Source organism: Micromonospora sp. CNZ303, from assembly GCF_004345505.1.
This window is the reverse complement of the sequence record NZ_SLVT01000003.1, coordinates 293,317-320,142: the sequence shown is the minus strand read 5'-3', so window position 1 is coordinate 320,142 and position 26,826 is coordinate 293,317. Positions and strand designations below refer to the sequence as shown.

Annotated in this window: 25 protein-coding genes; 10 read left to right on the top strand and 15 right to left on the bottom strand. The window is 73.0% G+C overall.

Annotated elements, in window-relative coordinates; translation table 11 throughout:
• Positions 1 to 14: 14 nt before the first annotated feature.
• The gene (gene hflX / locus EV374_RS07565; protein ID WP_132232958.1) at positions 15 to 1,466 is read right to left on the bottom strand and encodes a GTPase HflX; all 1,452 of its coding nucleotides are present in this window, start codon (positions 1,464 to 1,466) and stop codon (positions 15 to 17) included.
• A 174-nt stretch (positions 1,467 to 1,640) separates the two neighbouring features.
• Here hflX and EV374_RS07560 point away from each other — a divergent pair, with 174 nt between their 5' ends.
• Entirely contained in the window at positions 1,641 to 3,107 is a 1,467-nt protein-coding gene (locus EV374_RS07560; protein ID WP_132232956.1) for an NAD-dependent malic enzyme, read from the top strand.
• Positions 3,108 to 3,275: 168 nt separating this feature from the next.
• Here EV374_RS07560 and dapF read toward each other — a convergent pair whose 3' ends face one another.
• Genes dapF through EV374_RS07545 form a run of 3 tightly spaced genes read right to left on the bottom strand, consistent with a single transcriptional unit; the run spans position 3,276 to position 5,777 of the window.
• Positions 3,276 to 4,127 carry a diaminopimelate epimerase gene (gene dapF, locus EV374_RS07555; RefSeq protein WP_132232954.1) on the bottom strand — a complete coding sequence of 284 codons (852 nt, stop codon included), beginning with the start codon at positions 4,125 to 4,127 and terminating at the stop codon, positions 3,276 to 3,278.
• 7 nt (positions 4,128 to 4,134) lie between these two features.
• Complete coding sequence (gene miaA / locus EV374_RS07550; protein WP_486485627.1) at positions 4,135 to 5,061, bottom strand: tRNA (adenosine(37)-N6)-dimethylallyltransferase MiaA; 927 nt, start codon at positions 5,059 to 5,061, stop codon at positions 4,135 to 4,137.
• Complete coding sequence (locus EV374_RS07545; RefSeq protein ID WP_132232952.1) at positions 5,058 to 5,777, bottom strand: class III extradiol ring-cleavage dioxygenase family protein; 720 nt, start codon at positions 5,775 to 5,777, stop codon at positions 5,058 to 5,060. Before EV374_RS07545 ends, miaA begins: the two co-directional genes overlap by 4 nt.
• A 336-nt stretch (positions 5,778 to 6,113) precedes the next feature.
• Between EV374_RS07545 and EV374_RS07540 the strand changes: the two genes are divergently transcribed.
• The 3 genes from EV374_RS07540 to EV374_RS07530 all read left to right on the top strand — a co-directional run bounded on the left by EV374_RS07540 (position 6,114) and on the right by EV374_RS07530 (position 10,528).
• Entirely contained in the window at positions 6,114 to 7,322 is a 1,209-nt protein-coding gene (locus tag EV374_RS07540; RefSeq protein ID WP_132232950.1) for a DUF349 domain-containing protein, read from the top strand.
• A gap of 370 nt (positions 7,323 to 7,692) precedes the next feature.
• The gene (locus EV374_RS07535; RefSeq protein ID WP_132232948.1) at positions 7,693 to 9,297 is read left to right on the top strand and encodes a cellulase family glycosylhydrolase; all 1,605 of its coding nucleotides are present in this window, start codon (positions 7,693 to 7,695) and stop codon (positions 9,295 to 9,297) included.
• 271 nt (positions 9,298 to 9,568) lie between these two features.
• Entirely contained in the window at positions 9,569 to 10,528 is a 960-nt protein-coding gene (locus tag EV374_RS07530) for a pectate lyase family protein (RefSeq protein ID WP_132232946.1), read from the top strand.
• A gap of 54 nt (positions 10,529 to 10,582) precedes the next feature.
• On the opposite strand, the gene miaB is transcribed toward EV374_RS07530, so the two are convergent.
• Positions 10,583 to 12,109, bottom strand: a complete 1,527-nt coding sequence (gene miaB / locus EV374_RS07525; RefSeq protein ID WP_132232944.1) for a tRNA (N6-isopentenyl adenosine(37)-C2)-methylthiotransferase MiaB — start codon at positions 12,107 to 12,109, stop codon at positions 10,583 to 10,585.
• Between the two features lie 52 nt (positions 12,110 to 12,161).
• Here miaB and EV374_RS07520 point away from each other — a divergent pair, with 52 nt between their 5' ends.
• Entirely contained in the window at positions 12,162 to 12,392 is a 231-nt protein-coding gene (locus tag EV374_RS07520) for a DUF2277 family protein (protein WP_132232942.1), read from the top strand.
• A 97-nt stretch (positions 12,393 to 12,489) separates the two neighbouring features.
• On the opposite strand, the gene EV374_RS07515 is transcribed toward EV374_RS07520, so the two are convergent.
• Together EV374_RS07515 and selD are read right to left on the bottom strand one after the other, a co-directional pair.
• Complete coding sequence (locus EV374_RS07515) at positions 12,490 to 12,969, bottom strand: hypothetical protein (RefSeq protein ID WP_132232940.1); 480 nt, start codon at positions 12,967 to 12,969, stop codon at positions 12,490 to 12,492.
• 212 nt (positions 12,970 to 13,181) lie between these two features.
• Positions 13,182 to 14,177: a selenide, water dikinase SelD gene (gene selD / locus EV374_RS07510; protein WP_486485640.1), complete on the bottom strand. Its 996-nt coding sequence runs from the start codon at positions 14,175 to 14,177 to the stop codon at positions 13,182 to 13,184.
• Positions 14,178 to 14,361: 184 nt separating this feature from the next.
• Between selD and EV374_RS07505 the strand changes: the two genes are divergently transcribed.
• The 4 genes from EV374_RS07505 to EV374_RS07490 are packed head-to-tail and all read left to right on the top strand — an operon-like array spanning position 14,362 to position 17,768.
• Complete coding sequence (locus EV374_RS07505; protein WP_089001428.1) at positions 14,362 to 15,117, top strand: amino acid ABC transporter ATP-binding protein; 756 nt, start codon at positions 14,362 to 14,364, stop codon at positions 15,115 to 15,117.
• A 58-nt stretch (positions 15,118 to 15,175) separates the two neighbouring features.
• Entirely contained in the window at positions 15,176 to 16,054 is an 879-nt protein-coding gene (locus EV374_RS07500) for a glutamate ABC transporter substrate-binding protein (protein ID WP_132232936.1), read from the top strand.
• Positions 16,055 to 16,095: 41 nt separating this feature from the next.
• On the top strand, positions 16,096 to 16,803 hold the full coding sequence (locus EV374_RS07495) for an amino acid ABC transporter permease (RefSeq protein ID WP_132232934.1): 708 nt from the start codon (positions 16,096 to 16,098) through the stop codon (positions 16,801 to 16,803).
• Entirely contained in the window at positions 16,800 to 17,768 is a 969-nt protein-coding gene (locus EV374_RS07490) for an amino acid ABC transporter permease (protein ID WP_132232932.1), read from the top strand. Before EV374_RS07495 ends, EV374_RS07490 begins: the two co-directional genes overlap by 4 nt.
• 60 nt (positions 17,769 to 17,828) lie before the next feature.
• Here the strand turns inward: EV374_RS07490 and rny are convergent, their stop codons facing one another.
• The 7 genes from rny to EV374_RS07455 all read right to left on the bottom strand — a co-directional run bounded on the left by rny (position 17,829) and on the right by EV374_RS07455 (position 25,843).
• Complete coding sequence (rny, locus tag EV374_RS07485) at positions 17,829 to 19,595, bottom strand: ribonuclease Y (protein WP_132232930.1); 1,767 nt, start codon at positions 19,593 to 19,595, stop codon at positions 17,829 to 17,831.
• 678 nt (positions 19,596 to 20,273) lie between these two features.
• On the bottom strand, positions 20,274 to 20,987 hold the full coding sequence (locus EV374_RS07480; protein WP_132232928.1) for a 3-keto-5-aminohexanoate cleavage protein: 714 nt from the start codon (positions 20,985 to 20,987) through the stop codon (positions 20,274 to 20,276).
• 181 nt (positions 20,988 to 21,168) lie between these two features.
• Positions 21,169 to 21,864 carry a regulatory protein RecX gene (locus tag EV374_RS07475; RefSeq protein WP_132232926.1) on the bottom strand — a complete coding sequence of 232 codons (696 nt, stop codon included), beginning with the start codon at positions 21,862 to 21,864 and terminating at the stop codon, positions 21,169 to 21,171.
• Between the two features lie 14 nt (positions 21,865 to 21,878).
• Positions 21,879 to 22,925 carry a recombinase RecA gene (gene recA / locus EV374_RS07470; protein ID WP_089001435.1) on the bottom strand — a complete coding sequence of 349 codons (1,047 nt, stop codon included), beginning with the start codon at positions 22,923 to 22,925 and terminating at the stop codon, positions 21,879 to 21,881.
• Positions 22,926 to 23,109: 184 nt separating this feature from the next.
• Positions 23,110 to 23,310 carry a DUF3046 domain-containing protein gene (locus EV374_RS07465; protein ID WP_121395993.1) on the bottom strand — a complete coding sequence of 67 codons (201 nt, stop codon included), beginning with the start codon at positions 23,308 to 23,310 and terminating at the stop codon, positions 23,110 to 23,112.
• 4 nt (positions 23,311 to 23,314) lie between these two features.
• Positions 23,315 to 24,622, bottom strand: coding sequence for an MFS transporter (locus EV374_RS07460; RefSeq protein ID WP_132232924.1), 1,308 nt, complete (start codon positions 24,620 to 24,622; stop codon positions 23,315 to 23,317).
• Positions 24,623 to 24,700: 78 nt separating this feature from the next.
• Entirely contained in the window at positions 24,701 to 25,843 is a 1,143-nt protein-coding gene (locus EV374_RS07455) for an acyl-CoA dehydrogenase family protein (protein WP_132232922.1), read from the bottom strand.
• A gap of 62 nt (positions 25,844 to 25,905) precedes the next feature.
• Here EV374_RS07455 and EV374_RS07450 point away from each other — a divergent pair, with 62 nt between their 5' ends.
• Entirely contained in the window at positions 25,906 to 26,088 is a 183-nt protein-coding gene (locus EV374_RS07450; RefSeq protein ID WP_486485626.1) for a hypothetical protein, read from the top strand.
• Between the two features lie 24 nt (positions 26,089 to 26,112).
• Here the strand turns inward: EV374_RS07450 and EV374_RS07445 are convergent, their stop codons facing one another.
• On the bottom strand, positions 26,113 to 26,817 hold the full coding sequence (locus EV374_RS07445; protein ID WP_132232920.1) for a UdgX family uracil-DNA binding protein: 705 nt from the start codon (positions 26,815 to 26,817) through the stop codon (positions 26,113 to 26,115).
• Between the last annotated feature and the right edge of the window lie 9 nt (positions 26,818 to 26,826).

The following is a 26,826-nucleotide window of genomic DNA, read 5'->3' as shown; positions in this document are numbered from 1 at the left end:
ACGCCGGGAGGGCGTCACCGGGCGCCCGCGACCGCCTGGTCCTCGTCCGCCCGGAACGGCGCCAGCTCGGCGGCGAGCGCCTCACCGACCCGCACGTGCACCAGGGTGCCCTCCGGCAGGTGGGAGGTGCTCAGCACCTCGCCCTGACGGTGCACGCGGGCCACCAGGTCGCCCCGGTCGTACGGCAGCACCGCGCGGACCTCCACGGCCGGGCGGGGCAGCCGCGCCTCGACGGCCTCGCGCAGCCCGTCGATCCCGCGACCCGAGTGCGCGGAGACGAAGACCGCCTCCGGCCAGAGCCGCTTGAGCCGCAGCAGCGTCTCCTCGTCGGCCGCGTCGGTCTTGTTGACCACCAGCAGCTCGGGCAGCCGGTCGGCGCCCACCTCGGCGAGCACCTCGTGGACCGCCCGGACCTGCTCCTCCGGGTCCGGGTGGGTGCCGTCGACGACGTGCACCACCAGGTCGGCCTCGGCGACCTCCTCCAGGGTCGAGCGGAACGCCTCGACGATCTGGTGGGGCAGGTGCCGGACGAACCCGACCGTGTCGGAAAGGGTGTAGAGCCGCCCGTCGGCCGTGGTGGCCTTGCGGGTGGTCGGGTCGAGGGTGGCGAAGAGCGCGTCCTCCACCAGCACGCCCGCCCCGGTGAGCCGGTTGAGCAGGCTCGACTTGCCGGCGTTGGTGTAGCCGGCGATGGCCACGGCCGGCACGGCGTTGCGGGAGCGCCGGGCGCGCTTGGTCTGGCGTACGGTCCGCATGCCCTTGATCTCCCGGCGCAGCCGGGCGATGCGGTGGCGGATCCGGCGCCGGTCGGTCTCCAGCTTCGTCTCACCGGGACCGCGCAGACCCACGCCGCCGCCGGCGCCGCCGCCGCGACCGCTACCACCGGTCTGCCGCGAGAGGGTCTCACCCCAACCGCGCAAACGCGGCAGCAGGTATTCGAGCTGGGCCAGCTCGACCTGCGCCTTGCCCTCCTTGCTCTTGGCGTGCTGGGCGAAGATGTCGAGGATCAGCGCGGTGCGGTCGACCACCTTGACCTTGGTGCGCTGCTCCAGGTTGCGCAGCTGCGACGGCGACAGCTCACCGTCGCAGATCACCGTGTCGGCGCCGGTGGAGAGCACCACCGAACCGAGGTCGTCGACCTTGCCCCGGCCGACGTAGGTGGCGGGGTCGGGGCGGTTGCGCCGCTGGATCAGCCCCTCGAGCACCTGCGAGCCGGCGGTCTCCGCCAGCGCGGCCAGCTCGGTGAGGGAATTTTCGGCGTCGCTCTGCGAGCCCTCGGTCCAGACGCCGACGAGGACCACGCGCTCCAGGCGCAGCTGGCGGTATTCGACCTCGGTGATGTCCGCGAGCTCGGTGGAGAGGCCGGGGACCCGCCGCAGCGCCTGCCGCTCCGACAGCTCGAACTCACCGGTGGTGGCGTCGAGCTCGTCGTCCTCGTAGGGAAGAAGGGTCTCCTGGTTGTGCAAGCCGGTCTCCTGTCCGTTCTGTCACGTACCGAGCAATCCTGACATGTGCCAACGCGGAACGCACCCGCTATATGCCCGCTCGAACGGGCCACAAAAGTGGGGGCGGATGCCGGAGGGACCCGCCGGGGCGAGTAGAAATGCGGGGCAGCCGTTCAGCGTCGACGGAGGGACCCCGTGGCCATCACCCGACTTCCAAGTGCCGGATTCTCGATCACGATTCGGATCGCCGTACCGGCGGACGCGTCCTCGATCGGCCGGCTGACCACCTCCGTGGGTGAGGCCGGGGCGATCGTCACCGCGCTCGACGTGGTGGACTCCGACCCGACCCACGTGCTCGTCGACCTGACCTGCGACACCGCCGACGCCAGCCACGCCGACCAGGTGGTCGACGCGTTGACGGCGCTGGACGGCGTGGACGTGCGCAAGGTCTCCGACCGGACCTTCCTCCTGCACCTCGGCGGCAAGATCGAGGTCAGCTCGAAGGTGGCGCTGCGCAACCGTGACGAGCTGTCCCGGGCGTACACCCCGGGGGTGGCGCGGGTCTGCATGGCGATCGCGGAGAACCCGGCCGACGCCCGCCGGCTGACCATCAAGCGCAACACCGTGGCCGTGGTCAGCGACGGCTCCGCCGTGCTGGGCCTGGGCAACCTCGGGCCGGCGGCGTCGCTGCCCGTGATGGAGGGCAAGGCCGCGCTGTTCAAGCGTTTCGGCGGGGTGGATGCCTGGCCGGTGGTGCTCGACACCCAGGACACCGACGAGATCGTGCAGATCGTCAAGGCGATCGCCCCGGCGTACGGCGGGATCAACCTGGAGGACATCGCCGCGCCGCGCTGCTTCGAGATCGAGGCGCGGCTGCGCGAGGCGCTGGACATTCCGGTCTTCCACGACGACCAGCACGGCACGGCGATCTGCGTGCTGGCCGCGCTGACCAACGCGCTGCGCGTCGTGGGCAAGCAGCTCGCGGACGTCCGGGTCGTGGTCTCCGGCGCGGGCGCGGCCGGCACCGCGATCATGAAGCTGCTGCTGCGCCAGGGCGTCGGCGACATCATCGCGTACGACCGGCAGGGCGCCCTGCACCGCGACCAGAGCGGGCTCAACCCGGCCTGGCAGTGGCTGGCCGAGAACACCAACAAGGAGAACTACTCCGGCGACCTGGCCGGGGCGGTACGCGGCGCGGACGTCTTCATCGGGGTGAGCGCGCCGAACCTGCTCACCGGCGACGACATCGCCACGATGGCCAAGGACTCGATCGTCTTCGCGCTGGCGAACCCGGACCCGGAGGTCGACCCGCGGGAGGCGCGCAAGCACGCGGCCGTGGTCGCCACCGGCCGCTCCGACCAGCCGAACCAGATCAACAACGTGCTCGCCTTCCCGGGTGTCTTCCGGGGCATGCTGGACGCGCACGCCGAGGAGTTCACCGAGGAGATGGCGATCGCGGCGGCCCGGGCCATCGCGGACGTGGTCGGCGAGGACAAGATCAACCCGACGGTGATCGTGCCCAGCGTCTTCGACTCCCGGGTCTCCCCGGCGGTCGCCGCGGCGGTCCGCGCCGCCGCCCAGAACCCGACCCCGGCCCCCGCCGCCGACCCGGGCCCCGCCGACCTCCCCGAGATCGCCGCCGAAGCCAGCGCCACCCCCTGACCCCCACGCCCCGCCCGGCCTCCGCCCCACCCCGCCCGTTCCACCCGCCACAAGCGCGTCGATCATGAAGTTATTGCCCTAGGAGAGCGCTATCCCCGGCAATAACTTCATGATCGACGGGGTCGGGAGCCCGGGGCCCGGCCGAGGGCGGGGCGGGGGCGGGGTGGGTCAGGCGGACGTGGTGAGGGTGGTGGGGTCGAGGGTGCCGGTGGCTACCAGGGTGGCCGGGCCGGCCAGCCAGCAGGAGTCCTCCGTCACCGTGACCGAGAGGCGTCCGCCGGGGACGTCCACCGCCAGCACGCCGGTGTCCCGGCCGGCGTCGCGCAGGGCCACCGCGGCCACCGCGCAGGCGCCCGTACCGCAGGAGAGGGTCTCGGCGGAGCCGCGCTCGTACACGCGCATGAGCACGTGGCCGTCCGTGTCGTCGACGGGCTCGCCGGGGGCTGTGAACTCCACGTTCACCCCGGCGGGGAAGACCGCCGGGTCGACGTCGGGGGCCCGGGTGAGGTCGAGCGCGGTCAGTTCCAGCCCGGCCGGCAGCGCGCAGACCAGGTGCGGGTTGCCCACGTCCACGGCCGTGCCGGGCAGGGTCAGCCCGCCGAGGGTGGCGGTCGCGGTGTCGTACAGCCGGGGGCGGCGCATCTCGACGGCGATGGCGTCGGCCGTGACCAGCGCGCGCACGACGCCGGCCCGGGTGGCCACCGGCAGCGCCCCTTCCGCCGGCTCGGCCAGCCCGGAGGCGACCAGGTAACGGACGAAGACCCGGGCACCGTTGCCGCACATCTCCGCGAACGACCCGTCGGCGTTCCAGTAGTCCATGAACCACTCGGCCTCGCCGGCCAGTCCGGCGCCCTCCGGGTGCGCGGCCGCCCGGACCACCCGCAGCACGCCGTCGCCGCCGAGGCCGCGCCGCCGGTCGCAGAGGGCCGCGACCAGCCCCGGTGTCAGGTCGAGCCGGTTGTCCGGATCGGGGAGGATGACGAAGTCGTTGCCGGTGCCGTGGCCCTTGGTGAACTGCACGCCCCCATCATCGCGCAGTGACGGGCAGCAGGCGCAGGGCGGCCGGGACCAGCTCCGGCGCCGACGAGTCCAGCCAGTGGATCCGCGGGTCGCGGCGGAACCAGGACCGCTGCCGCCGGACGAAGCGCCGGGTGGCCCGGACGGTCTCGTCGTGCGCCTCGGCCTCGGTCAGCTCCCCGGCGAGGAAGCGCAGCACCTGCTGGTAGCCGAGCGCGCGGCTGGCCGTACGTCCCTCGGGCAGGCCGCGCCCCACCAGGTCCCGGGTCTCGGCGACCAGCCCGTCGGCCCACATCCGGTCCACCCGCAGGGCGATCCGCTCGTCCAGCAGCGCGGTGTCCAGATCCACGCCGAGCTGCACCGAGGGGTAGTACGGGGTCGGTTCGGGCAGCGCGGCGGTGAACGGCGCCCCGGTCAGCTCGATGACCTCCAGGGCGCGCACGATCCGCCGGCCGTTGCCGGGCAGGATCCCCGCCGCGGCGGCCGGATCGGCCTCGCGCAGCCGGGCGTACAGGGGCGCTGGGCCGGCCTCGGTCAGCTCCCGTTCCAGCCGCTCGCGCACCGCCGGGTCGGTGCCGGGGAACTCGAAGCGCTCCAGCACCGCCCGCACGTAGAGGCCGGAGCCGCCGACCAGCAGCGGCACCCGGCCCCGGGCCAGGACGTCGTCGACAGCGGCGCGGGCCAGCCGCTGGTACTCGGCGACGCTCGCCGGCTCGGTGACGTCCCAGATATCCAGCAGGTGGTGCGGCACCCCCTCGCGCTCGGCCGGGGTGAGCTTGGCGGTGCCGACGTCCATGCCCCGGTAGAGCTGCATCGAGTCGGCGTTGACCACCTCGCCGTCGAGGGCGTGCGCGAGGGCGATGCTCAGCGCCGACTTGCCGGCCGCCGTCGGCCCGACCACGGCCACGACCGTCCCGGCCGGTGGGCGGGTGGTCACGCCGGCCTCCAGGACGACACGAGGTAGGCGACGCCGTACGGCGCCGAGTGGTGGCGCAGCTCGCCGCGCCAGTCGCCGCCCGTCGCCCGGACCGCGCCGGCCAGCACCTGCCAGGGCGCCCGGCCGGCGGCCTTCAGCTCCGCCGACAGGACCGGGTCCAGGTCGAGCAGGGCCTCGGCGTCCGCGTCGGCCAGGGCGCGGGCGACCCCGTCGTCGTACGCCTCGGCGCGCGGGTCGTCGTAGCCGGGCGACTTCGGGCCGCGGCAGGCCGACCCGTCCCCCGTCACCAGCAGGGCGGTACGCGGCTCCGTCGCCGCGCCGAGCGCCGCCCCCAGCTCGGCGCACTCCGCCGGGGAGGCGTCGGACGCGACGGAGCGGGCCAGCCGGGGCAGCTCGGTGCGGGAGCGGCCGACCAGCCACGCGCCGATGGTCAGGCTCAGCGGCAGCCGCTCGCCGCCGGCGCAGTTCACCTTCCACAGCCGCACGGCCCGGTCGAGGCCGTACCGGCGCAGCGAGCCGTGGTCGGCCGCGTCGAAGCGGGTGGTCTCCGGCCCGCCGCCGACCAGGACGATCACCTCGGGCTCGGCGGCGAGCAGCCCGGCGACGGCGGCGTCGCAGGCGGCGCGGAGCTCGTCCAGCTCGGGCGCGGCGGCACCGGCCAGCTCGGGGACGATCAGCGGCGGGTGGGGGCAGACGGCAGCGGCGACCAGGGGCACCCGGCAACGGTATCGGCACGACGGCGCCCGGCGCCCCGCACCCGGGCTCTCCGAGCCACCGCGGCCGGCCGCTCCCCGCCGGCGGGTCGCCTGCCTGGCCGGGTCGCCACGCCGACGACGACGCCCGTCCGTCCGTCCGGCACGCCGTACGCCCGGATTCCGACACTCCTCCCAGGGAGCCTGTCCGCGGGCGCTAGGACACCGTATGGTCACGGTCGGCGATAGGCGCTCGACGGGAACGGGGTCGTACCTGTGACAATGCCGGGGGAAACTTTGCTGCGCCGTGGCGGCGATCGCGGGACTGCTCCCCGACGCCGGGAGAACGAGGATGGGCACATGAGCGACTGGACTGCCTTCGGACGGGTGGACGCGGACGGCACCGTGTACGTCAAGACCGCCGACGGCGAGCGGGTGGTCGGATCCTGGCAGGCGGGAGCGCCCGAGGAGGGGCTGGCCCACTTCGCCCGCCGCTTCGACGACCTGGTGACCGAGGTCAACCTGACGGAGGCCCGGCTCAACTCGGGTGCCGCCGACGCCGGCCATTCACTGACCACCATCCGGCGGATCCGCGCGTCGCTGGCCGAGGCGCACGTCGTCGGCGACATCGACGCGCTGGCCGCCCGGCTGGACCGGCTCGCCACGGTCGCCGAGGAGAAGGCCGGCGAGGCCAAGGCCGCGCGGGACGCCGCCCGCGGCGAGGCGCTCGCCCGCAAGCAGGCCCTCGTGGAGGAGGCGGAGAAGCTGGCCGCCGAGTCGACCGGCTGGAAGACCGCCGGGGACCGGCTCAAGGAGATCCTCGACGAGTGGAAGACCATCCGCGGGGTCGACAAGAAGGCCGACGGCGAGCTGTGGAAGCGGTTCGCCGCCGCGCGTGACGGCTTCACCCGCCGCCGGGGCGCCCACTTCGCCTCCCTCGACGCCCAGCGCAAGCAGGCGCAGACGGTCAAGGAGGAGCTGGTCGCCGAGGCCGAGAAGCTCAAGGACTCCACCGACTGGGCGGCCACCGCCAACCAGCTCAAGGAGCTGATGAACCAGTGGAAGGCCGCTCCCCGGGCCTCCAAGGAGGCCGAGCAGAAGCTCTGGGAACGGTTCCGGGGCGCGCAGGACGAGTTCTTCACCCGGCGCAGCGAGGTCTTCTCCGCCCGCGACAACGAGCAGCGGGGCAACCTGGAGCGCAAGCAGGCGCTGCTCGCCGAGGCCGAGGCGCTGGACGTCGACGGCGACCCGAAGGGCGCGCAGGCCAAGCTGCGGGAGATCCAGGCCCAGTGGCACGAGGCCGGCCGGGTGCCCCGCGAGGCGGCGGCCGGGCTGGAGCGCCGGCTGCGCGCGATCGACGAGAAGGTCCGCGAGGTGATGGACTCCGCGTGGCGGCGCACCACCAAGGAGGACAACCCCCTGCTCGCCCAGATGCGCGCGCAGGTCGCCGAGGCCGAGGAGCGGCTGGCCCGGGCCCAGGCGGCCGGGGACGCCCGGCGGGTCAAGGAGGCCGAGCAGGCGCTGGCCTCCAAGCGGCAGTTCCTCCAGCTCGCCGAGCAGGCCGGCTGAGCCGGAACGCTGCACTGCGACAGGCCCCGAGCCACCACGGGCCGAGCCACCACGGAAGCCCCCGATCCGCCACGGACCGGGGGCTTCCCCTTGTCCGCCCGCAGCCACCCGGGCCGGACAGGCGACGGTTGACGCATCGAGGCGGGCTGATCAGAATGAGCGGCGGAGCCAGGTCCGGCACCGGCGCGAGGGCACCGGCGGCGCACAGCGCGTCGTCGGGGGACGCCGGTGGTACCGCGAGCGGCCGCATCCCACGTGGCACGTCCCGTCGCGCCCTGTCCGCGTACTCCCTGAGGGAGCGTGACGGCCGTCGCCCGGTTCCCGCCCGCGCCGCCGGTGGCGGCGGCGGGCAGTTCGAAGTGGAGCTCGCATGCACCGACGCAGCGCCCTCGGCGGCGCGATCACCGCGCTCGCCACCGCCGCGGCCGGCGTCCTCGTCGCCGCCGCCGTCAGCACCGCCCCGGCCGTCGCCGCCCCCGCCGGCACCGGGACCGGCTACCTGCACACCAACGGCAACAGGATCGTCGACAGCACCGGCGCGACGGTACGCATCACCGGCATCAACTGGTTCGGCATGGAGACCGACAACAAGACCTTCCACGGGCTGTGGTCCACCAACCCGTGGCGGGGACAGATCGACAAGATGGCCAGCCTCGGCTACAACACGCTGCGCGTGCCGTACTCGAACGACGCGCTGAAGCCGGGCGCGACGGCCAGCGGCATCAACGACTTCGTCAACCCGGACCTGGTCGGGCTCTCCCCGTTGCAGATCCTCGACAAGGTCATCAACTACGCCGGCGGCAAGGGGATGCGGGTCATCCTCGACCGGCACCGGCCGACCTCCGCCGGCCAGTCCCCGCTCTGGTACACCCCGACGGTCTCCGAGGCGACCTGGATCAACGACTGGAAGATGCTCGCCCAGCGGTACGCCGGCAACACCACGGTGATCGGGGCGGACCTGCACAACGAGCCGCACGCCGAGGGGACCAACCCGGCGGCCACCGGCGCGTGCTGGGGCTGCGGCGACCCGACGCGGGACTGGCGGCTGGCCGCCGAGCGGGCCGGCAACGCGATCCTGTCGGTGCAGCCGAACTGGCTGATCTTCGTGGAGGGCGTGAGCTGCCCCAGCGGCGGCCTCTCCAACGTCTGGGACAACGATCCGAGCAACGACGAGGACTGCGGCTGGTGGGGCGGCAACCTGACGAAGGCCAAGGACTTCCCGGTCCGGCTCGACGTGCCGAACCGGCTGGTCTACTCGCCGCACGAGTACGCCACCTCGGTCTTCGAGCAGAACTGGTTCAAGTCCCCCGACTTCCCGACGAACCTGCCGGGGATCTGGGACAAGTACTGGGGTTACCTCTACAAGCAGAACATCGCGCCGATCATGATGGGCGAGTTCGGCAGCACCCTGGCCGACCCCCGGGACAGGGTGTGGCTGGAGAAGCTGATGGCCTACACCGGCACCGGGGTCGACGGGATGTCCTTCACCTACTGGTCGTGGAACCCGAACTCCGGTGACACCGGGGGCATCGCGCTCGACGACTGGACGAACATCAACACCACCAAGCAGGCCATCCTCCAGCCGTACCTGATCGCGCCGGTGGGCGGCGGGGGCGGCCCCACCGGCACGCCGACGGCGACGCCGACCTCGTCGCCGCCTCCGCCGACCGGGGGCTGCACGGGCGCGTACCGGCAGGTCAACGCGTGGCAGGGCGGCTTCCAGGGGGAGCTGACGGTGACGAACACGGGCACCGCGACGGTCAACCCGTGGCAGATCACCTGGGCCTGGCCGGCCGGGGTGAGCCTGGCCAGCGGCTGGAACGCCACGGTGACCCAGTCCGGCACCACGGTGACGGCGGCGGCGCCGACCTGGGCAGGGGCGCTGGCCCCGGGCGCCTCGGTGACGGTCGGCTTCACCGCCAACGGCGCGTCCGCTGCCCCAGGGACGGTGCGGCTGAACGGCGTCGCCTGCTGATCCGCCCCTGACGATCGGCGGCCACCCCTCGGGTGGCCGCCGATCTTCGTGCAGGTGAGGGCGACCTTTACATCGACGGACATCTGTGTTTACATCGGGAAAGCGCTTACCTGACTGCTCGTGAGCGCCAGCACGGGAGCCGCAACTTCGCGTAACCAGTCCGCATCCGCGGGGCCGCAGACCGCCGTCCCCACCGACCAGACGCCACCGGGCACGGCGTCGCAGGGTCGGCCCACGGTCCGCGAGCCCGCGACCACCGAAGGGAAGCACCATGCGTACGTCCCGACGTCGCACCACCCTGCTCACCGCCGCCGCCAGCGCCGCCCTGCTCGCCGCGGGAGCGCTCACCACCGGCACCGCACCCGCCTCGGCCGCCCCCACCGGGCTGGTCGGCTGGGCCACCCAGAACGGCGGCACCACCGGCGGCAGTGGCAACCCCGTCACCGTCACCAGCGCCTCCGCCCTGACCAGCGCGGTCGGCTCCAGCAGCGCGGCGGTGATCCGCGTCTCCGGCACCATCTCCTGCTCCGGCATGCTGCGGGTGCGGTCCAACAAGACCATCCTCGGCAACCCCGGTGCGACCATCTCCGGCTGCGGCTTCAACATCAACGGCGACCGCAACGTCATCATCCGGAACCTGACCTTCCGGAACTGGAACGACGACGCGATCAACGTGCAGGAGTCGGCCACCAACATCTGGATCGACCACAACAGCTTCACCAACGGCAACGACGGCGCGGTCGACATCAAGCGGGGCTCGGACTTCATCACCGTGTCGTGGAACCGGGTCTACGACCACGACAAGTCGATGCTGCTCGGGCACAGCGACAGCAACGGCAGCCAGGACACCGGCCACCTGCGGGTGACCTACCACCACAACTGGTTCGACGAGAGCACCCAGCGCCACCCCCGGGTCCGCTTCGGCAACCCGGTCCACGTGTTCAACAACTACTACGACAGCAACGGCGGCTACGGCGTGGCCTCCACGGAGAACGCCGGGGTGCTCGTCGAGGGCAACTACTTCGAGAACGTCGACGACCCGTACCACCTCGGTGAGGGCGACTCCGGGCCGGGCACGCTGGTCGCCCGGAACAACCACTTCGTCAACTCCGGCAGCGGCCAGGCCGGCGGCAGCGTCCGGACCATCCCGTACTCGTACAGCCTGGACGCCGCGAGCAGCGTGAAGTCCATCGTCACGGGCGGCGCGGGCGCGGGTCGGATCCAGGTGTGACCGGCTGAACGCACCGGCCGGGGCCTGCGCGCGCAGGCCCCGGCCGGTCGCGGGTCAGTGCGCGGCGCAGCCGGTCGTCGGCGCGGGCGCCGCGGCCGGCGCGCCGATCGTGGGCAGCCCGAGCAGCACCCCCGGCGTACGCGGGGCGCGCCCCGCCTCGGCCGCGTCACCCGCCCGGGTGCGCCGGTGCGCCAGCGGCACGCCGTCGGCGTTGAGGTGGTGCGGCGCGGCGTAGGTGATGGTGGTGTGCACGATGTCGCCGGGCCGGATCCGCCCGGCGAGGGAGCCCGCCTCGCCGTGCTGGCCGGTCGCGCCGGTGGCGAAGTGGACCAGGCGGCCGTCGCGGGCGCGGCCGGACATCCGACCCGTGCGCTCGTCCTTGCGCCCCTCGCCGACGGCGACCAGCACCTCGACGGTCTCCCCCACCAGCTTCTTGTTCTCCGCCCAGGTGATCTCCTCCACGCAGGCGATCAGCCGCTCGTAGCGCTCCTGCACGACCTGCTTGGGCAGCTGGCCGTCCATGGTGGCGGCCGGCGTGCCGGGGCGCTTGGAGTACTGGAAGGTGAACGCGGAGGAGAACCGGGCCTCGCGGACCACGTCGAGGGTGCGCTCGAAGTCGGCGTCGGTCTCGCCGGGGAACCCGACGATGATGTCGGTGGTGATCGCCGCGTCCGGCATCGCCGCCCGGACCTTCTCGATGATGCCCAGGTAACGGTCGGCCCGGTAGGAGCGGCGCATCGCGCGCAGCACGTCGTCGGAGCCGGACTGGAGCGGCATGTGCAGCGAGTGGCAGACGTTGGGCGTCTCGGCCATCGCGGCGATCACGTCGTCGGTGAAGTCCTTCGGGTGCGGGCTGGTGAACCGCACCCGCTCCAGCCCCTCGATGTCGCCGCAGGCGCGCAGCAGCTTGCCGAAGGCCAGCCGGTCGCCGAACTCCACGCCGTAGGAGTTGACGTTCTGCCCGAGCAGGGTCACCTCCAGCACGCCCTCGTCGACCAGGGCGCGGACCTCGGAGAGGATGTCGCCGGGGCGGCGGTCCTTCTCCTTGCCCCGCAGAGAGGGCACGATGCAGAACGTGCAGGTGTTGTTGCAGCCGACGGAGATCGACACCCAGCCCGCGTACGTGGACTCGCGCCGGGTGGGCAGCGTCGAGGGGAAGACGTCAAGGGACTCGAGGATCTCCACCTCGGCCGCCGTGTTGTGCCGGGCCCGCTCCAGCAGCACCGGCAGCGACCCGATGTTGTGCGTGCCGAACACCACGTCGACCCAGGGCGCCTTGCGGACGATCTCGCCCCGGTCCTTCTGGGCCAGGCAGCCGCCCACGGCGATCTGCATCCCCGGGTGCCTGGCCTTGACGGGGCGCAGGTGACCGAGGTTGCCGTAGAGCCGGTTGTCGGCGTTCTCCCGGACGGCGCAGGTGTTGAACACCACCACGTCCGGGTCGTCGTCGGCTTCGGCGGCGCGCACGTAGCCCGCCTGCTCCAGCAGGCCGGAGATGCGCTCGGAGTCGTGCACGTTCATCTGGCAGCCGTAGGTGCGCACCTGATAGGTGCGCGGGCTGCTCGCCGCTGCGGTAGTCATGACCCGGACAGCGTATCCGCCGCCCACCGATCGGAATTAACGAGGAGGAGCCGTGTGCCGGAGCATCAAGACCCTGCGTGAGCCGTACGTCGCCGAGGTGACCCCGGGCGACGTCGACGCGGCGGCGTTGCAGTACGTCCGAAAGATCTCGGGTTTCCGCAAGCCCGCCGCCCACAACGCCGCGGCCTTCGACGCGGCGGTCGCCGCCGTCGCCGCGGCCACCGCGACCCTGCTCGCCGAGCTGGAGGTACGCGGCGGCCGCTCCGCCAGCCCGGCGAGCTGAGCCGCCGCCGGGCCGGGACGGGGGGCCCGCCCCCGCCGGCCCGGCTCCCGGGCTGTCTGCGCCGCGCCGGCACGGGGGCCGGCGGCCGGTGCGCGGGTCAGGCGGCGGCGAGCGCCGGGAGCACCGAGTCCGGCGCCCAGCGCGAACGGTGGCACTGCGACCAGCCGCGACAGCGGGGGTCGGCGTCGGTGCACAGCCGCTGGTCGGCGAGCACCTCGCCGTCGTCGGTCTCCCGGACGTCGAAGTGCACCGGCCGGATCGTGCCGTCGGGCGCGACGAGCAGGTGTCGCCCGGCGTCCAGCGTGTCGTCGCGCAGCAGGCAGTTGCGGTCCAGCAGCCGCGCCAGCGTGGCGATGCTGCCGTGCTCGGAGAGCCCTTCGGGCACCCCGTAGCAGTCCACGATCGTGGCGAACTCCCCCGGCGCCTGCCAGACGTCGCAGATCACCGCGTACGTCGGCAGGCGGGCGGGGTCCGCCGCCGCCAGGGGCATCACCACCCGGCCGAGCGCCTCGGCCAGTGCCGGGTAGACCTCCACCGGCCGCACCTGCTCGATTCTCCAGTTCCACAGCTCGGTCATGCCGCCTCCTCGCTGTGCTCGTCCCACCGGCCTCCGGATCGGGCCTTACTGACGATGGTGGGGTGCATATGACCTCAGCCGGGGGCAAGTTACCGGTCTGTGACCATTCCGGGCAAAATTTCCCCGAGCGCCGTTGCTCCGAGTAGCGGAAAGATGACAGTTTATCGGGTACGGTGGCCCGATCCGGACGCCACACGCCGGGTGGCCCGCCCTCAGCGCACGACCACGCGGTGTTCCCCCGGCTGCAGCAGCTCGCCGATCACGGTGGCGCCCGGCAGTTCGCCGGCGACCAGCAGCCCGCCCGAGGTCTGCGCGTCGGCCAGCAGCAGCCGCTCCTCCTCGCCGGCACCGCCGAAGTCCGTCCACGGGGTGACCCAGTCCAGGTTGCGCCGGCTGCCGCCGCTGACGTGCCCGTCGCGCACCGCCTCGCGGGCGCCGGCCAGGTAGGGCACCCGGGACGCGTCGATCGCCACCGTCAGGCGGCTCGCCCGGGCCAGCTTGGACGCGTGCCCGAGCAGACCGAAGCCGGTCACGTCGGTGCCGCAGCGGACGCCGGCCGCCACCGCGGCCCGCGCCGCGTCGCGATTGAGGGTGGTCATCGCGGCGACCGCCTCGGGGAAGCTCTCGCCGGTGGCCTTGTGCCGGGTGTTGAGCACCCCGACGCCGAGCGGCTTGGTCAGCGACAGCGGCTGCCCCGCCCGGCCGGCGTCCAGGGTGATCAGCTCCTCCGGCCGGACCACGCCGGTGACGGCCAGCCCGTACTTGGGGCCCTCGTCGTCGACGCTGTGCCCGCCGGCGAGGTGGCAGCCGGCGTCGCGGGCCACGTCCTGCCCGCCGCGCAGCACCTCCCGGGCCAGCTCCAGCGGCAGCACGTCGCGCGGCCAGCAGAGCAGGTTGAGCGCGACGAGGGGGGTGCCGCCCATGGCGTACACGTCGGAGAGGGCGTTCGTCGCGGCGATGCGCCCCCAGTCGTACGCGTCGTCGACGACCGGGGTGAAGAAGTCGGCAGTGGTGACCAGGCCGGTGCGCTCGTCGAGCCGGACCACCGCGGCGTCGTCGCCGTGATCGAGCCCGACGAGCAGCTCGGCGGTGCCGGTGGCCGGGCCGAGCCCGGCGACCATGGTCTCCAGCTCCCCCGGGGGGATCTTGCACGCGCAGCCGCCGCCCCGGGCGTACCGGGTGAGCCGTACCGGTTCGGTCATCCCCACATGATCGCCGAACCGCTCCATCCGATGGCAACCGGCGGGCCGCGATCGCGGTCAAAATCGGACTCTTGACCCCGTTCTGAACTGGTGTTATCGCTCCGTGACCAACTGGATTGCGTCCCGCCACATCCCCCCGCCTACAGTTGCCCAACCGGGGGTCAACCGACCCCGCGCGACGACAGGGACGGTGAACGACGTGACGACGGGCGAACCGCTCATCGTGCTGGACTCGGTCAACAAGTGGTTCGGGCCGCTGCACGTGCTGGACGACGTCTCGCTGTCGGTCGGGCGCGGCGAGGTGGTCGTGGTGATCGGCCCGTCGGGCTCCGGCAAGTCGACGCTGTGCCGCACCATCAACCGCCTCGAACCGATCAACTCCGGCACGATCACCTTCGACGGGCAGCCGCTGCCGGCCGAGGGCAAGGCGCTGGCGAAGCTGCGCAGCGAGGTCGGCATGGTGTTCCAGTCGTTCAACCTCTTCGCGCACAAGACGATCCTCGAGAACGTCACCCTCGGGCCGGTCAAGGTCCGCAAGGAGAAGCCGGCGGCGGCGCGCGAGCGCGGCCTGGCCCTGCTGGACCGGGTCGGCATCGCCAACCAGGCCGACAAGTTCCCGGCCCAGCTCTCCGGCGGCCAGCAGCAGCGGGTGGCGATCGCCCGGGCGCTGGCCATGCAGCCCAAGGCGATGCTCTTCGACGAGCCGACCAGCGCGCTGGACCCGGAGATGGTCGGCGAGGTGCTGGACGTGATGACGTCGCTGGCCAGCGAGGGCATGACCATGGTCGTGGTGACCCACGAGATGGGCTTCGCCCGGCACGCGGCGAACCGCGTCATCTTCATGGCCGACGGCCAGCTGGTCGAGGACGCGCCGCCGGCCGAGTTCTTCGCCAACCCGCGCAGCGAGCGCGCCAAGGACTTCCTGTCCAAGATCCTCACGCACTAGGCGTCCGTACCTGGAGCGCGCCGTCCCCCGGCGGGTTCCGTCGAAGAAGGAGAAGTGTATGCGTATCACGCGCGTAGCGGCGCTCGCGGCGGCCGCCACCCTGGCGCTCGGCATGACCGCCTGCGGTGGCGACGACGCCGACGAGGGCACCGGCGCCGGCAGCAAGTCCTTCGCCGCCGGCAGCACGATGGAGCGCCTCAACAAGGCCCAGGCCATCAAGATCGGCACGAAGTTCGACCAGCCCGGCTTCGGCCAGAAGGGCCTGTCCGGCAAGCCGGAGGGCTTCGACGTCGAGGTCGCGAAGATCATCGTCAAGGAGCTGGGCATCCCCGAGGACAAGATCGAGTGGGTCGAGGCCCCCTCGAAGGTCCGCGAGGACGTGATCGTGAACGGCACCGTCGACCTGGTCGCCGCCACCTACACGATCAACGACAAGCGCAAGGAGCGCATCGCGTTCGCCGGGCCGTACTACGAGGCCGGCCAGAACATCATGGTGAAGAAGGACGAGGCCGCCATCACCGGGCCGGACTCGTTCAAGGACGGCGCCAAGAAGGTCTGCTCCGTCACCGGCTCCACGCCGGCCGAGGAGATCAAGAAGTACGTCAAGGACGTTGGGACCCAGCTGGTGCTCTTCGACACCTACGACAAGTGCCGCGACGCCCTCAAGGGCGGCCAGGTCGACGCCGTCACCACGGACAACGTGATCCTGCTCGGCTACATCGCCAAGGACGAGGCGTCGTTCAAGCTGGCCGGCGAGAACTTCACCAAGGAGCCGTACGGCCTCGGGGTGAAGAAGGAGGACACCGACTTCCGCAACTTCGTCAACGACACGCTGGAGAAGGCGTTCGCCGACGGCAGCTGGAAGAAGGCCTGGGACGACACCGCCGGCAAGTTCGGTGCCGAGCTCGGCAGCGCGCCGACCGTCAACCGCTACTGAGCTGATCCGTTGATCTGGAGGGTGGGGAGGAAGACCGGCCCGTGAGTGTGCTCATCGACAAGTTCGACGTCTTCGCGGGTGGTTTCTGGCTCACCCTCCAGATCTGCGTACTCGCCGCGATCGGCGCCCTGATCCTGGGCGCCGTCCTGGCGGTGCTGCGGATCTCCCCGGTGCCACCGCTGCGGGCGGTCGGCACCGGCTACGTGAACGTGTTCCGCAACATGCCGCTGACCGTGGTGATGTTCTTCGCCGCGTTCGGCCTGCCGGCGCTCGGCTCCAACGCGGACTTCCTGCGCGTCCCCGGCCTGGACGCGGTGTTCAGCCGGCTCGACACCGATCTGCCGTACTTCCGCTTCGCGCTGATCGCGCTGGTGCTCTACACCGCGGCGTTCGTCTGCGAGGCGCTGCGCTCCGGCGTGAACGCCGTGCCCGCCGGCCAGGCGGAGGCCGCCCGGTCGCTGGGCCTCACCTTCGGCCAGAACCTGCGGTACGTGGTGCTGCCGCAGTCCTGGAAGGCCTCGGTGGTGCCGCTCGGGTCGGTGATCATCGCCATGATCAAGAACTCGGCGCTCGTCGGCTTCTTCGGCGTGGTCGGCGACCTCTCGCAGACCGCCGACCAGCTCACCTCGGCCGAGGGCTACGCCTTCGTCCCCGTCGCCATCGGCATCTCGATCGGATATCTGATCATGACCGTCCCCCTCGGCGCGCTCCTCGACCGGATCGAGAAGCGGCAGGCGGTGGCCCGATGAGCCAGCAGAGCGTCCTCTACGACGTCCCCGGCCCCCGGCAGCGCCGGCTCACGCTGATCGGCAGCGTGGTGGCGACGGTGCTGCTGCTCGCCGCCGCGTACCTCCTGGTCTACCGTCCGCTGGACGACAAGGGCCAGTTCTCGATGGAACTCTGGGGGCCGCTGATCGACCCCTCCAACGAGAACTTCTCGCTGGTGTGGGACCGGATCGGCCTCGGCTTCAAGAACACGCTGACCGCCGCCGCCCTCGCGATCGTCTCCTCGCTGGTGGTCGGCACCCTGCTCGCGGTACTGCGGATCCAGCTCAAGAGCCTGACCCAGCGCCGCTTCACCGGGCTCGCGACGCCGGTGGCGTACCTGCTGCGCGGGCTGAGCACGCTGCTGTCGGCGGTCACCCGGGTCTGCGTCGAGGTGTTCCGGGGCCTGCCCGTGGTCATCACGATCTTCTTCGTGGCCCGCGGCTTCCCCGAGTTCGGCGTCTCGTTCGACACGCTGTGGTACCTGGTCATCGGTCTGACCATCTACAACTCGGTGGTGATCGCCGAGATCCTGCGCTCCGGCATGGAGGGCCTGCCCGGCGGGCAGGCCGAGGCGGCTGCCGCGATCGGGCTCTCCCCGGCGCAGACCACCCGGATGATCCTGCTGCCGCAGGCGTTCCGGATCATGCTGCCGGCGCTGATCAGCCAACTCGTCGTGGTGCTCAAGGACACCTCGCTGGGCTTCATCATCAGCTACGAGGAGACCCTGAACATCGGCAAGCAGATCATCGGCGTACTGGACAACCCGATCCAGGTCTACGTCGTGATCGCGGTCATGTTCATCGTGGTGAACTACGCGCTGTCGAAGCTGGCCCAGTACGTGCAGCGCCGGCTCTCCCGGGGCCGCAAGACCGCCGGCACCCCGGCCCAGAACCCACCCCCGGCGGCGCTCGCCTCGCAGTCGGAGAGCAACGGCCAGGGCATCTGAGATCTGGCGTACGACGAAGGGCCGGCCCGATGATCGGGCCGGCCCTTCGTGTCGACGCCGTCAGCGGGCGATCTCGGTGACCCGGGACTCGCGGACCACGGTCACCCGGATCTGACCCGGGTAGGTCAGCTCCTCCTCGATCTGCTTGGCCACGTCCCGGGCCAGCACGGCCGCGCCGATGTCGTCGACGTCGTCCGGCTTGACCATCACCCGGATCTCGCGGCCGGCCTGCATGGCGAAGACCTTCTCCACGCCGAGCTTGCCGGCCGCGATCTCCTCGATGCGCTCCAGCCGCTTGACGTACGCCTCCAGGCTCTCCCGCCGGGCCCCCGGCCGGCCGCCCGAGCAGGCGTCGGACGCCTGGGTGAGGACGGCCTCGATGGTCTGCGGCGGCACCTCGTTGTGGTGCGCCTCGATGGCGTGCACGACGTCCTCGCTCTCGCCGTACTTGCGGGCGAGGTCGGCGCCGATGATGGCGTGGCTGCCCTCCACCTCGTGCGTGAGCGCCTTGCCGATGTCGTGCAGGAACGCCGAGCGCTTGATGATCGGCACGTCCAGGCGCAACTCGGCGGCCATGATGCCGGCGATGTGCGCGGTCTCCACCAGGTGCTTGAGCACGTTCTGCCCGTACGACGTCCGGTAGCGCAGCCGGCCGAGCAGGGTGACCAGCTCCGGGTGGATCTCGGTGATGCCGACCTCGACCAGGGCGTCCTCGGCGGCCCGCTGGCACAGCTCCTCCACCTCGTGCCGGGCGAGGTCGTAGACCTCCTCGATGCGGTGCGGGTGGATCCGCCCGTCCAGGACCAGCTTCTCCAGGGTCAGCCGCCCGACCTCCCGGCGCACCGGGTCGAAGCAGGAGAGCAGCACCGCCTCGGGGGTGTCGTCGATGATCAGGTTCACGCCGGTGACGGACTCGAAGGCGCGGATGTTGCGGCCCTCCCGGCCGATGATCCGCCCCTTCATCTCGTCGCCGGGCAGGTGCAGGACGCTGACCACGCTCTCTGCGGTCTGCTCGCTGGCGACCCGCTGGATGGCGTCGACGACGATGTGCCGGGCGCGCTGCTCGGCGGTGCCGCGGGCGTCGGACTCGATGTCGCGTACCAGCAGCGCGGCCTCCCGCTTGGCCTGGACCTCGATCGCCTCGATCAGCTCCGCCCGGGCCGCGTCGGCGGTGAGGCCGGCGACCCGCTCCAGCTCGCGGCGCCGCTGCTCCTCCGCCTCGGCCAGCTCGGCCTCGCGCTGGGCGAGGGCGGCCTCGCGGGCCGACAGGGCCGCGCTGGCTGCGGTGAGCTGCCGTTCCCGCTCGGCGAGGCGCTCCACCTCCTCGGTGTGCAGCCGCTCGCGCTCGTCCATCCGGGCCGCCCGCCGCTCCACCTCGGCGGCCTGCTCCCGGGTGGTGGCGGCGAGCACCGCGACCTCCCGCTCGCCGCTGCGCCGGGCGGTGGCCCGCAACTGCTCCGCGTCGGCCTCGGCCTGCTTGTGGGCCCGCTCCAGGACGGTGTCGGCCTCCGCCCGGGCGTCGTCGAGCACCCGGCGGGCCTCCGCCCGGGCCGCCTTCGCCTCGGCCTTCGCGGCGGCGGCCTCGGTGCGGGCCGCCGCGGCGGCGGACTTCGCCACGTCGATCGTGCTGTTGGCCTCGTCGGCGGCGGTACGCAGGGCCGCGAGGGACTGCTCCTGCCGGTCCTTCTCGGCGATGAAGGCAGGGTCCTCGGGCGCCGGTGCCGCACCGAACCGGCGCAGCGCCCGTACGCCGAGCAGCACCGCCCCGAGCACGACCACGGTCAGGACCAGCACCACGGCGAGGATCACGATGTCGAACCCGCTCATGCCGGCGCCCCGCTCCGCCCGATGGCCACAGGGCCCGGCCCGACCGGCCCGCTCATGTCGGGACCCTGGTGGAACTGCGCCGCCTCGCCATGGCCGCCTCCCCTGAACGTCGGGACCGCAGCGACCGTGCCGATGGGCACGCACCCTGCGGCTGTGGACGCCCGACCGGAGCGACTGGCCGTGGGGTAGCTTCCGTCGGCGGTGCCCACGCGGGAGCATCGCCGACGGCCGGGTGCAGTTGTCGCGCCAGCGTCGGACCGGCCAGTCCGAAGCTGCCGCCAATGGCCGATCGGATCGGCCAAAGTGATGCTGTTCCGTTACGCGATCTATGTTGTGCGCTTAGCCTGCGCTTGGTCGGGCAATGTGAGCCTGTATGGCGAGGCTAGGTCTCCCGGGGGGCTCCGGTCAAGAACTCATGATCAAACCCCCCGAACGGAGAGAAGTTGTCGCGTCACGCACCGCTGATGCGCGCCCGGACACCGGCGGACAAAACGGCTGCGGACCCGGTCGCGCGGCGCGTCGGCCCTGCTCAGCGCGGCGGCCCGTACGCACCCGCCGACGCGCCATCCGGCGGCCGTACGCGTGCCCGTCGGTGCACGGCCGATCGGCTGTGACGCAACCCTCTGCGCCACGACGCTCGCCGGAGCCCACGAGTGCACCACTCCCCCGATCGGTGGGTCAGCGGGCGCCCGCCGCCAGTGCCGCCGCCACCAGTGCGGCGTTGTCGGGCGCGGGCGAGCCGTCGGGCAGTGACAGCGTGTCCTCCAGCCCGACGCGGCTGTGCAGGCCCCGGCGCACCGCCTCGGCCAGCACCGGCCAGGTCGCCGGCCCCTCGGCATGCAGCAGGACCGGCGGGCTCCCGGCTGCGGGGGACGGCAGCGCGGCCAGCATCGCGGCGGCGTCCGCAAGCGCCACCGCCCGGTCCTCGGCCATGCACTCGATGAGGATCCGCCCGGCCGGCACCCGCCACCGCGCGTACGCCCCGACCGCGTCGACCGTCCACAGCCCCGCCTCGACCATGACGCCCCGCTCGTGCAGCGCCGTCGCCACCGCCTCCGCGCCCGGCTCGTGAGCGTTGACCGAGGCGAAATCGGGCAGGACGGTCCAGGCCCGGACCGCGGCCACCCGGGCGGCCGGCTGCGCCTCGATCCAGGCCCCGGTGCTCACCCCCACCGGCAGCCCCGGCCGGGCGGCCCGGATCGCGTCCAGCGCGGCGGCGACCACCAGTGGATGCAGCGACTCGCGGCCGGCGGCGTCCCGGGGATGCACGTGCACCGCCCCTGCGCCGAGCCCCGCGCAGCGGGCCGCGTCGGCCGCCAACTCGGCCGGGGTGACCGGCACCGCCGGATGCTCGGCACGCCCTCGGGCCCCGTTGAGGCACGCCTTCAACACGACGTCTCCCTCCGCCCACCGCCGGGCCCGCGGCCCTGCCGCCACACGCCTCCAGCACGCGGTCCCACCGCCCGGTCTCAGCGCTCCGTCGCGGCGCGCTCCCAGCACGGCGCCCCACCGCCGGGCTCAGCGGCTCGTCGCCACGTGCCTTCAGCAGCGGGCCCTTCCGGCCGGTGCTCGCTCACCCCGGGGAGCGGCCGTCCCGCTCCAGCTCGCCCTCGGCGTCGGCGAGCGCGTCCGCGTCGATCTGCTCGGCGAACTCGGCCGCCTCGGCGCTCTGCGCCGCGAGGGCGTCCTTCACCGCCCGGATCGCCACGCCCGGCGGGTAGCCCTTGCGGGCCAGCATGGCCACCAGCCGCCGGAAGACCGCGTCCGGCTCGCCCCGGGCGGTACGCAGCTTCCGCTCGACCAGGGCGCGGGCGGTCTCGGCCTCGGTCTCCTCGTCCAGCTCGCCGAGGGCCTCGCTCGCGACCTCGCCGTCCACCCCGCGCTGGCGCAGCTCGTTGGCCAGTGCCCGGCGGGCCAGGCCCCGGCCGGAGTGCCGGCTGGCCACCCAGGCCCGGGCGAACGCGGCGTCGTCGATGATGCCGACCTCGTCGTAGCGGTCGAGCACCTGCGCCGAGACCTCGTCGGAGACGCCCCGCTTCGCCAGCGCCCCGGCCAGCTCGGCCCGGGTGCGGGGCCGGACGGCCAGCTGGCGCAGGCAGATCTCCCGCGCCAGCTCGGCCTCGTCGCGCGGCGGGGCCGGGGGCGTCTCGGGGTCGGTGTCGTCGGTACGGCCGCGCCGACCCCGGCGGGGCCGGGGCGCGCTGTCGTCGCCCGCGCGGGCGGGGCTGGCATCCCAGCCCCGCCCGGTGCGGGCGCGTCGTCCTGCCACGGGTCAGGGACCGGTCAGAAGTCGACCGGCGGCAGCTCCGGGCCGCCGGCGGCGTCACCCGCGCCGACCCCGACGCCGAGCTTCTCCAGGATCTTCTTCTCGATCTCGGCGGCGACGTCCGGGTTCTCCCGGAGGAACTCGCGGGCCTTCTCCTTGCCCTGGCCGAGCTGGTCGCCGTCGTAGGTGTACCAGGCGCCGGACTTGCGGATGATCGCCTGCTCCACGCCGACGTCGATCAGCGAGCCCTCGCGGGAGATGCCCTTGCCGTACATGATGTCGAACTCGGCCTGCTTGAACGGCGCGGCGACCTTGTTCTTCACGACCTTGACCCGGGTGCGGTTGCCGACCACGTCGGTGCCGTCCTTGAGGCTCTCGATGCGGCGCACGTCGAGCCGGACCGAGGCGTAGAACTTCAGCGCCCGACCACCCGTGGTGGTCTCGGGGCTGCCGAACATCACGCCGATCTTCTCGCGGAGCTGGTTGATGAAGATCGCCGTGGTGCCGGTGTTGTTGAGCACACCGGTGATCTTCCGCAGCGCCTGGCTCATCAGCCGGGCCTGGAGACCCACGTGGCTGTCGCCCATCTCGCCCTCGATCTCGGCGCGCGGCACCAGCGCGGCCACCGAGTCGATGACGATGATGTCGATCGCGCCGGAGCGGACCAGCATGTCCGTGATCTCCAGCGCCTGCTCGCCGGTGTCCGGCTGGGAGACCAGCAGGGCGTCGGTGTCGACGCCGAGGGCCTTGGCGTATTCCGGGTCGAGCGCGTGCTCGGCGTCGACGAAGGCGGCGATGCCGCCGGCCCGCTGGGCGTTGGCCACCGCGTGCAGGGCCACCGTGGTCTTACCGCTGGACTCCGGACCGTAGATCTCGACGACCCGGCCCCGGGGCAGACCGCCCACGCCGAGCGCCACGTCGAGCGCGATCGAACCCGTCGGAATCACCGACGTCTGGACGACCGGCCGCTCTCCCAGCCGCATCACCGAACCCTTGCCGAACTGCTTGTCGATCTGAGCGAGAGCAAGGTCGAGTGCCTTCTCCCGGTCGGGCCCTGCGGCCATGTTTGCCACCCCTGCCTTCGCCGGCGTCTTTCCTGAGCTTCGCGTCACGCGGACACGCTAGGCGCTGGGTCCGACAGAAAACCAGCCGACCGGCCGTGAGCTGTGGACGAGCACCCCGCTGTGGACAATAGCCGAACAGGTGTACGAGGCGGCAAGCGACACGCGGAAGCCGCGAAACGGCTGCTCAGCGTAGTCGCGCGGGCACCCGGTCGGGATAGGCGGCGCAGACCGCCCGCCACACCACGTGGGTCTGCTCACCCGACGCCAGGGCCTGCTCGATGGTCCGCCCACCGAGCTGCGAGAGCACCTGGTCGCGGGCGATGCTGCCCGCGTAGCCGGGCCCGAAGGCCTCCTCCAGCCGGGACCAGAAGTCGGTCAGCCGCACGTGATCAGTCCTCCTCGTCCGGTGCCCCCACCGGCACCGGCCGCAACGCTAGCGTCACCAGGGGCACCACCGCGACCGCCGCGAGCCCGGTGAGCACCGGGTAACCGGCCGCCTCCACGACAAACCCGCTGACCGCCCCGGCGGCGGCGCCGGCCAGGCCCATGGTCAGGTCGGAGAGCCCCTGCACGCTCGGCCGGATCCCCACCGGCACGGACTCCGACAGCAGCGTCGAGCCCGCGACCATGGTCCCCGACCAGCCCAGGCCGAGCAGGAACAACCCGACCGAGAGCCAGGCCGTGTGGTGCCCGGCCGTGCCGGCGACCGCGCACGCCGTGAGCAGCAGCCCGACGCCGCCGAGGATCACCGCCCGGCGGCCGACCCGGTCGGTGAGCCAGCCCGCCACCGGGGCGAGCGCGTACATGCCGGCGATGTGCAGGCTCAGCACGAGGCCGACCACCCGCAGCACGTCGGCGTCGTCGTGCCACTCGTGCAGGCGCACGGGGGTCATCACCATCACCGCGACCATGACCAGGTGGCCGACCGCCACCGCGACGATGCCGAGCCGGGCGGCCGGCCGCGCGCGTACCACCTCCCAGGCGGCCCGCATGCCCGCACCGCGCCGGGCGGTCGGCGCCGGCGCGACGACGGGGGGCGCCGGGGTGCCGGCCGCCGCCAGCCGGCGCGCCGTGAGCAGCGGGTCCGGCCGCAGCAGCGCCAGGATCACCCCGGCGGCCAGCGCGAGCGCGACGGCGCTGAACGCGAACGGACCGGCCAGCGGCGGCAGCCCCCAGCCGCTGGTGGTGCGGTCGGCGAGCGAGGCGAAGTTCGGCGCGGCGACCGCGCCGATGGTGGTGGCCCAGACGATCAACGAGAGCTGGCGGCCCCGGCGCGCCGGCTCGGCCAGGTCCACCGCCGTGTAGCGGGCCTGGAGGTTGGCCGCGCTGCCGCCGCCGAACAGGAGCATGCCGAGGAAGAGCAGCGGGACCCAGCGGGTCACCGCGGCGAGGACCACCAGGGCGCCGCCGGCCGCGCCGGTGAGGTACGCGACGACCAGGCCGGGCCGCCGGCCACGCGCGGTCATGATCCGGGTGACCGGCACGGCGAGCAACGCCCCGCCCACCACGGCGGCGCTGCTGACCAGGCCCGCGACGGCGGTGCCGGCGACGTCGGAGGCGAGCAGCGCCCCGACGGCGACGCCGATGGTCACCCCGATCCCGCCGACGATCTGGGTGACGAAGAGCAGCCGCAGGGTACGCCGCTGGATGGGCGCGACGTCGGCGGCGACGAGCGGCGCGACGAGGTCGGTGGCCATGGCGGCTCCTTCGAGGTAAGGGGCGAGGTGCCATCTCATCCTTGCGCACCCGCCCCGCCACCCGGCAGCCCGTCGGCGTTACAACCCCAGGCCCCGGCCGATGATCTCCTTCATGATCTCGGTGGTGCCGCCGTAGATCGTCTGCACCCGCCCGTCCAGCCACGCCTTCGCCACCGGGTACTCCAGCATGTAGCCGTAGCCGCCGTGCAGCTGCACGCAGCGGTCGGCGACCCTGTTCTGCAGCTCGGTGGTCCACCACTTCGCCTTCGCCGCGTCGGTGACCGAGAGCCGCCCGGCGCCGTACTCCGCGACGCAGTGGTTGACGAAGGTACGGGCGATGGTGACCTCGGTGTCCAGCTCGGCCAGCAGGAAGCGGTTGTGCTGGAAGGCGCCGATCGGCCGGCCGAACGCCTGCCGGGAGCGGGCGTAGTCGAGGGTGACGGCGAGCAGCCGCTCGGCGGCGGCCACCGCGACGACCGCGATGCTGAGCCGCTCCCGGGGCAGGTTGGCCATCAGGTGGTAGAAGCCGTGGTTCTCGGTGCCGATCAGGTTCTCCGCCGGCACCCGGCAGTCGTCGAAGAACAGCTCGGCGGTGTCGTTGGCCTTAAGCCCGACCTTGGCCAGCCGCCGGCCCCGGGAGAAGCCGGGGGTGCCGCTCTCCACCGCGATCAGGCTCACGCCGTGCGCGCCCTGCTCCGGCGCGGTACGCACGACCACGACCACCAGGTCGGCCATCTCCCCGTTGGTGATGAAGGTCTTCTGGCCGTTGAGCACCCAGCCGTCGCCGTCGCGGACCGCGCTCGTGCGGATCCCGGCCAGGTCGGAGCCGGCGCCGGGCTCGCTCATCGCGATCGCGGTGACCAGGTCGCCGGAGCAGAACCCGGGCAGCCAGCGCTTGCGCTGCTCGTCGGTGGTCAGCTCGGTCAGGTACGGCGCCACCACGTCGTTGTGCAGGCCGAAGCCGAGCCCCGTGCAGCCGCTGGCGACGATCTCCTCGTCCAGCACGGCGTTGAACCGGAAGTCCCGCTGCCCGCCGCCGCCGTACTCCGCGTCGACGTCCATGCCCAGCAGGCCGGCCGCCCCGGCCCGGCGCCACACCTCGCGGTCGACGATGCCGTCGGCCTCCCAGCGCTCGTGGTGGGGCACCGCCTCGCGGGTCAGGAACTCGCGGCACAGCTCGCGGAACTCCTCGTGGTCGCGCTCGTAGAGATGCTGCTCCATGGCGGCAAGTGTGGCACCGCCCACCCGTCCGCCGGTCGGTGGCACAGGCGAATCTTGGACAGTTGCCGTTCGCGGCGAACGGCAACTGTCCAAGATCGACGAGTCTCTCGGTAGGGGCGGACGGCGAGCGGGCGTGGGCGCCGGCCGAGGCCGGTACGGTGCCGCGCGGGCTGGACGTCTACCGGGTGCGCGACGGGCGGATCGTCGCCAAGGACGTCTACGGCAAGATCACGACGCCCTACTGACCGTCGACGGCGGGCACCGGCCGGTCAGCCGCCGAGGGCGCGGGCCGCCACGGTGAGGTCGGCGACCAGCCCCTCGTACGCCTTGTCCTGGTCGTCGGCGCGCAGCACGGCGGACGGGTGGATGGTGGCCAGCAGCCGGGCCGGCGGCGCGTCGGCGACGCCGCCCGCGGAGTCCACCGGCACCCGCCGGAAGTCCTCCGGGTGCTGGGCCGACTCCGGCCAGGGCAGCAGCTCGCCGCGCTGGCGGGTGACCCGGAACGTGGGGCCGAGCAGGGCCTTGGCGGCGGTGGCGCCGAGCACCACCACGATCTCCGGGCGGAGCTGGGCGAACTCGGCCACCAGCCAGGGCCGGCAGGCGGTGACGTGCACCCGGTCCGGGGTCTGGTGGATGCGTCGCTTGCCGCGCAGCTCGAAGCGGAAGTGCTTCACGGCGTTGGTGAGGTAGATGTGGCCGGGGTCGAGCCGGGCGTCGTCGACCGCCCTGCGCAGCAGCCGGCCGGCGGGGCCGACGAACGGCAGGCCCTTCTGGTCCTCCAGGTCGCCGGGCTGCTCGCCGACGAAGACCACCCGGGCACTGGCGTCGCCGCGACCGAAGACCGTCTGCGACGCGTCCCGGTAAAGCTCGCAGCCCCGGCAGCCGGCGGCGGCGGCGCGCAGGTCGTCGAGGGTGTCGGCGCGCGGCGGGATGAACTTCTGCGCGCCCGGCGCGGTCCCGGTCTGCTCGGCCATGGCGACTGT

Bases quoted from the DNA above. Each gene is read 5' to 3' on its own strand.
- EV374_RS07540 (WP_132232950.1), top strand. From the start codon at position 6,114: ATGAGCGACTGGACTGCCTTCGGACGGGTGGACGCGGACGGCACCGTG.
- EV374_RS07535 (WP_132232948.1), top strand. From the start codon at position 7,693: ATGCACCGACGCAGCGCCCTCGGCGGCGCGATCACCGCGCTCGCCACC.
- EV374_RS07530 (WP_132232946.1), top strand. From the start codon at position 9,569: ATGCGTACGTCCCGACGTCGCACCACCCTGCTCACCGCCGCCGCCAGC.
- miaB (WP_132232944.1), bottom strand. From the start codon at position 12,109: ATGACTACCGCAGCGGCGAGCAGCCCGCGCACCTATCAGGTGCGCACC.
- EV374_RS07515 (WP_132232940.1), bottom strand. From the start codon at position 12,969: ATGACCGAGCTGTGGAACTGGAGAATCGAGCAGGTGCGGCCGGTGGAG.
- EV374_RS07500 (WP_132232936.1), top strand. From the start codon at position 15,176: ATGCGTATCACGCGCGTAGCGGCGCTCGCGGCGGCCGCCACCCTGGCG.
- EV374_RS07490 (WP_132232932.1), top strand. From the start codon at position 16,800: ATGAGCCAGCAGAGCGTCCTCTACGACGTCCCCGGCCCCCGGCAGCGC.
- rny (WP_132232930.1), bottom strand. From the start codon at position 19,595: ATGAGCGGGTTCGACATCGTGATCCTCGCCGTGGTGCTGGTCCTGACC.
- recA (WP_089001435.1), bottom strand. From the start codon at position 22,925: ATGGCCGCAGGGCCCGACCGGGAGAAGGCACTCGACCTTGCTCTCGCT.
- EV374_RS07460 (WP_132232924.1), bottom strand. From the start codon at position 24,622: ATGGCCACCGACCTCGTCGCGCCGCTCGTCGCCGCCGACGTCGCGCCC.
- EV374_RS07455 (WP_132232922.1), bottom strand. From the start codon at position 25,843: ATGGAGCAGCATCTCTACGAGCGCGACCACGAGGAGTTCCGCGAGCTG.
- EV374_RS07445 (WP_132232920.1), bottom strand. From the start codon at position 26,817: ATGGCCGAGCAGACCGGGACCGCGCCGGGCGCGCAGAAGTTCATCCCG.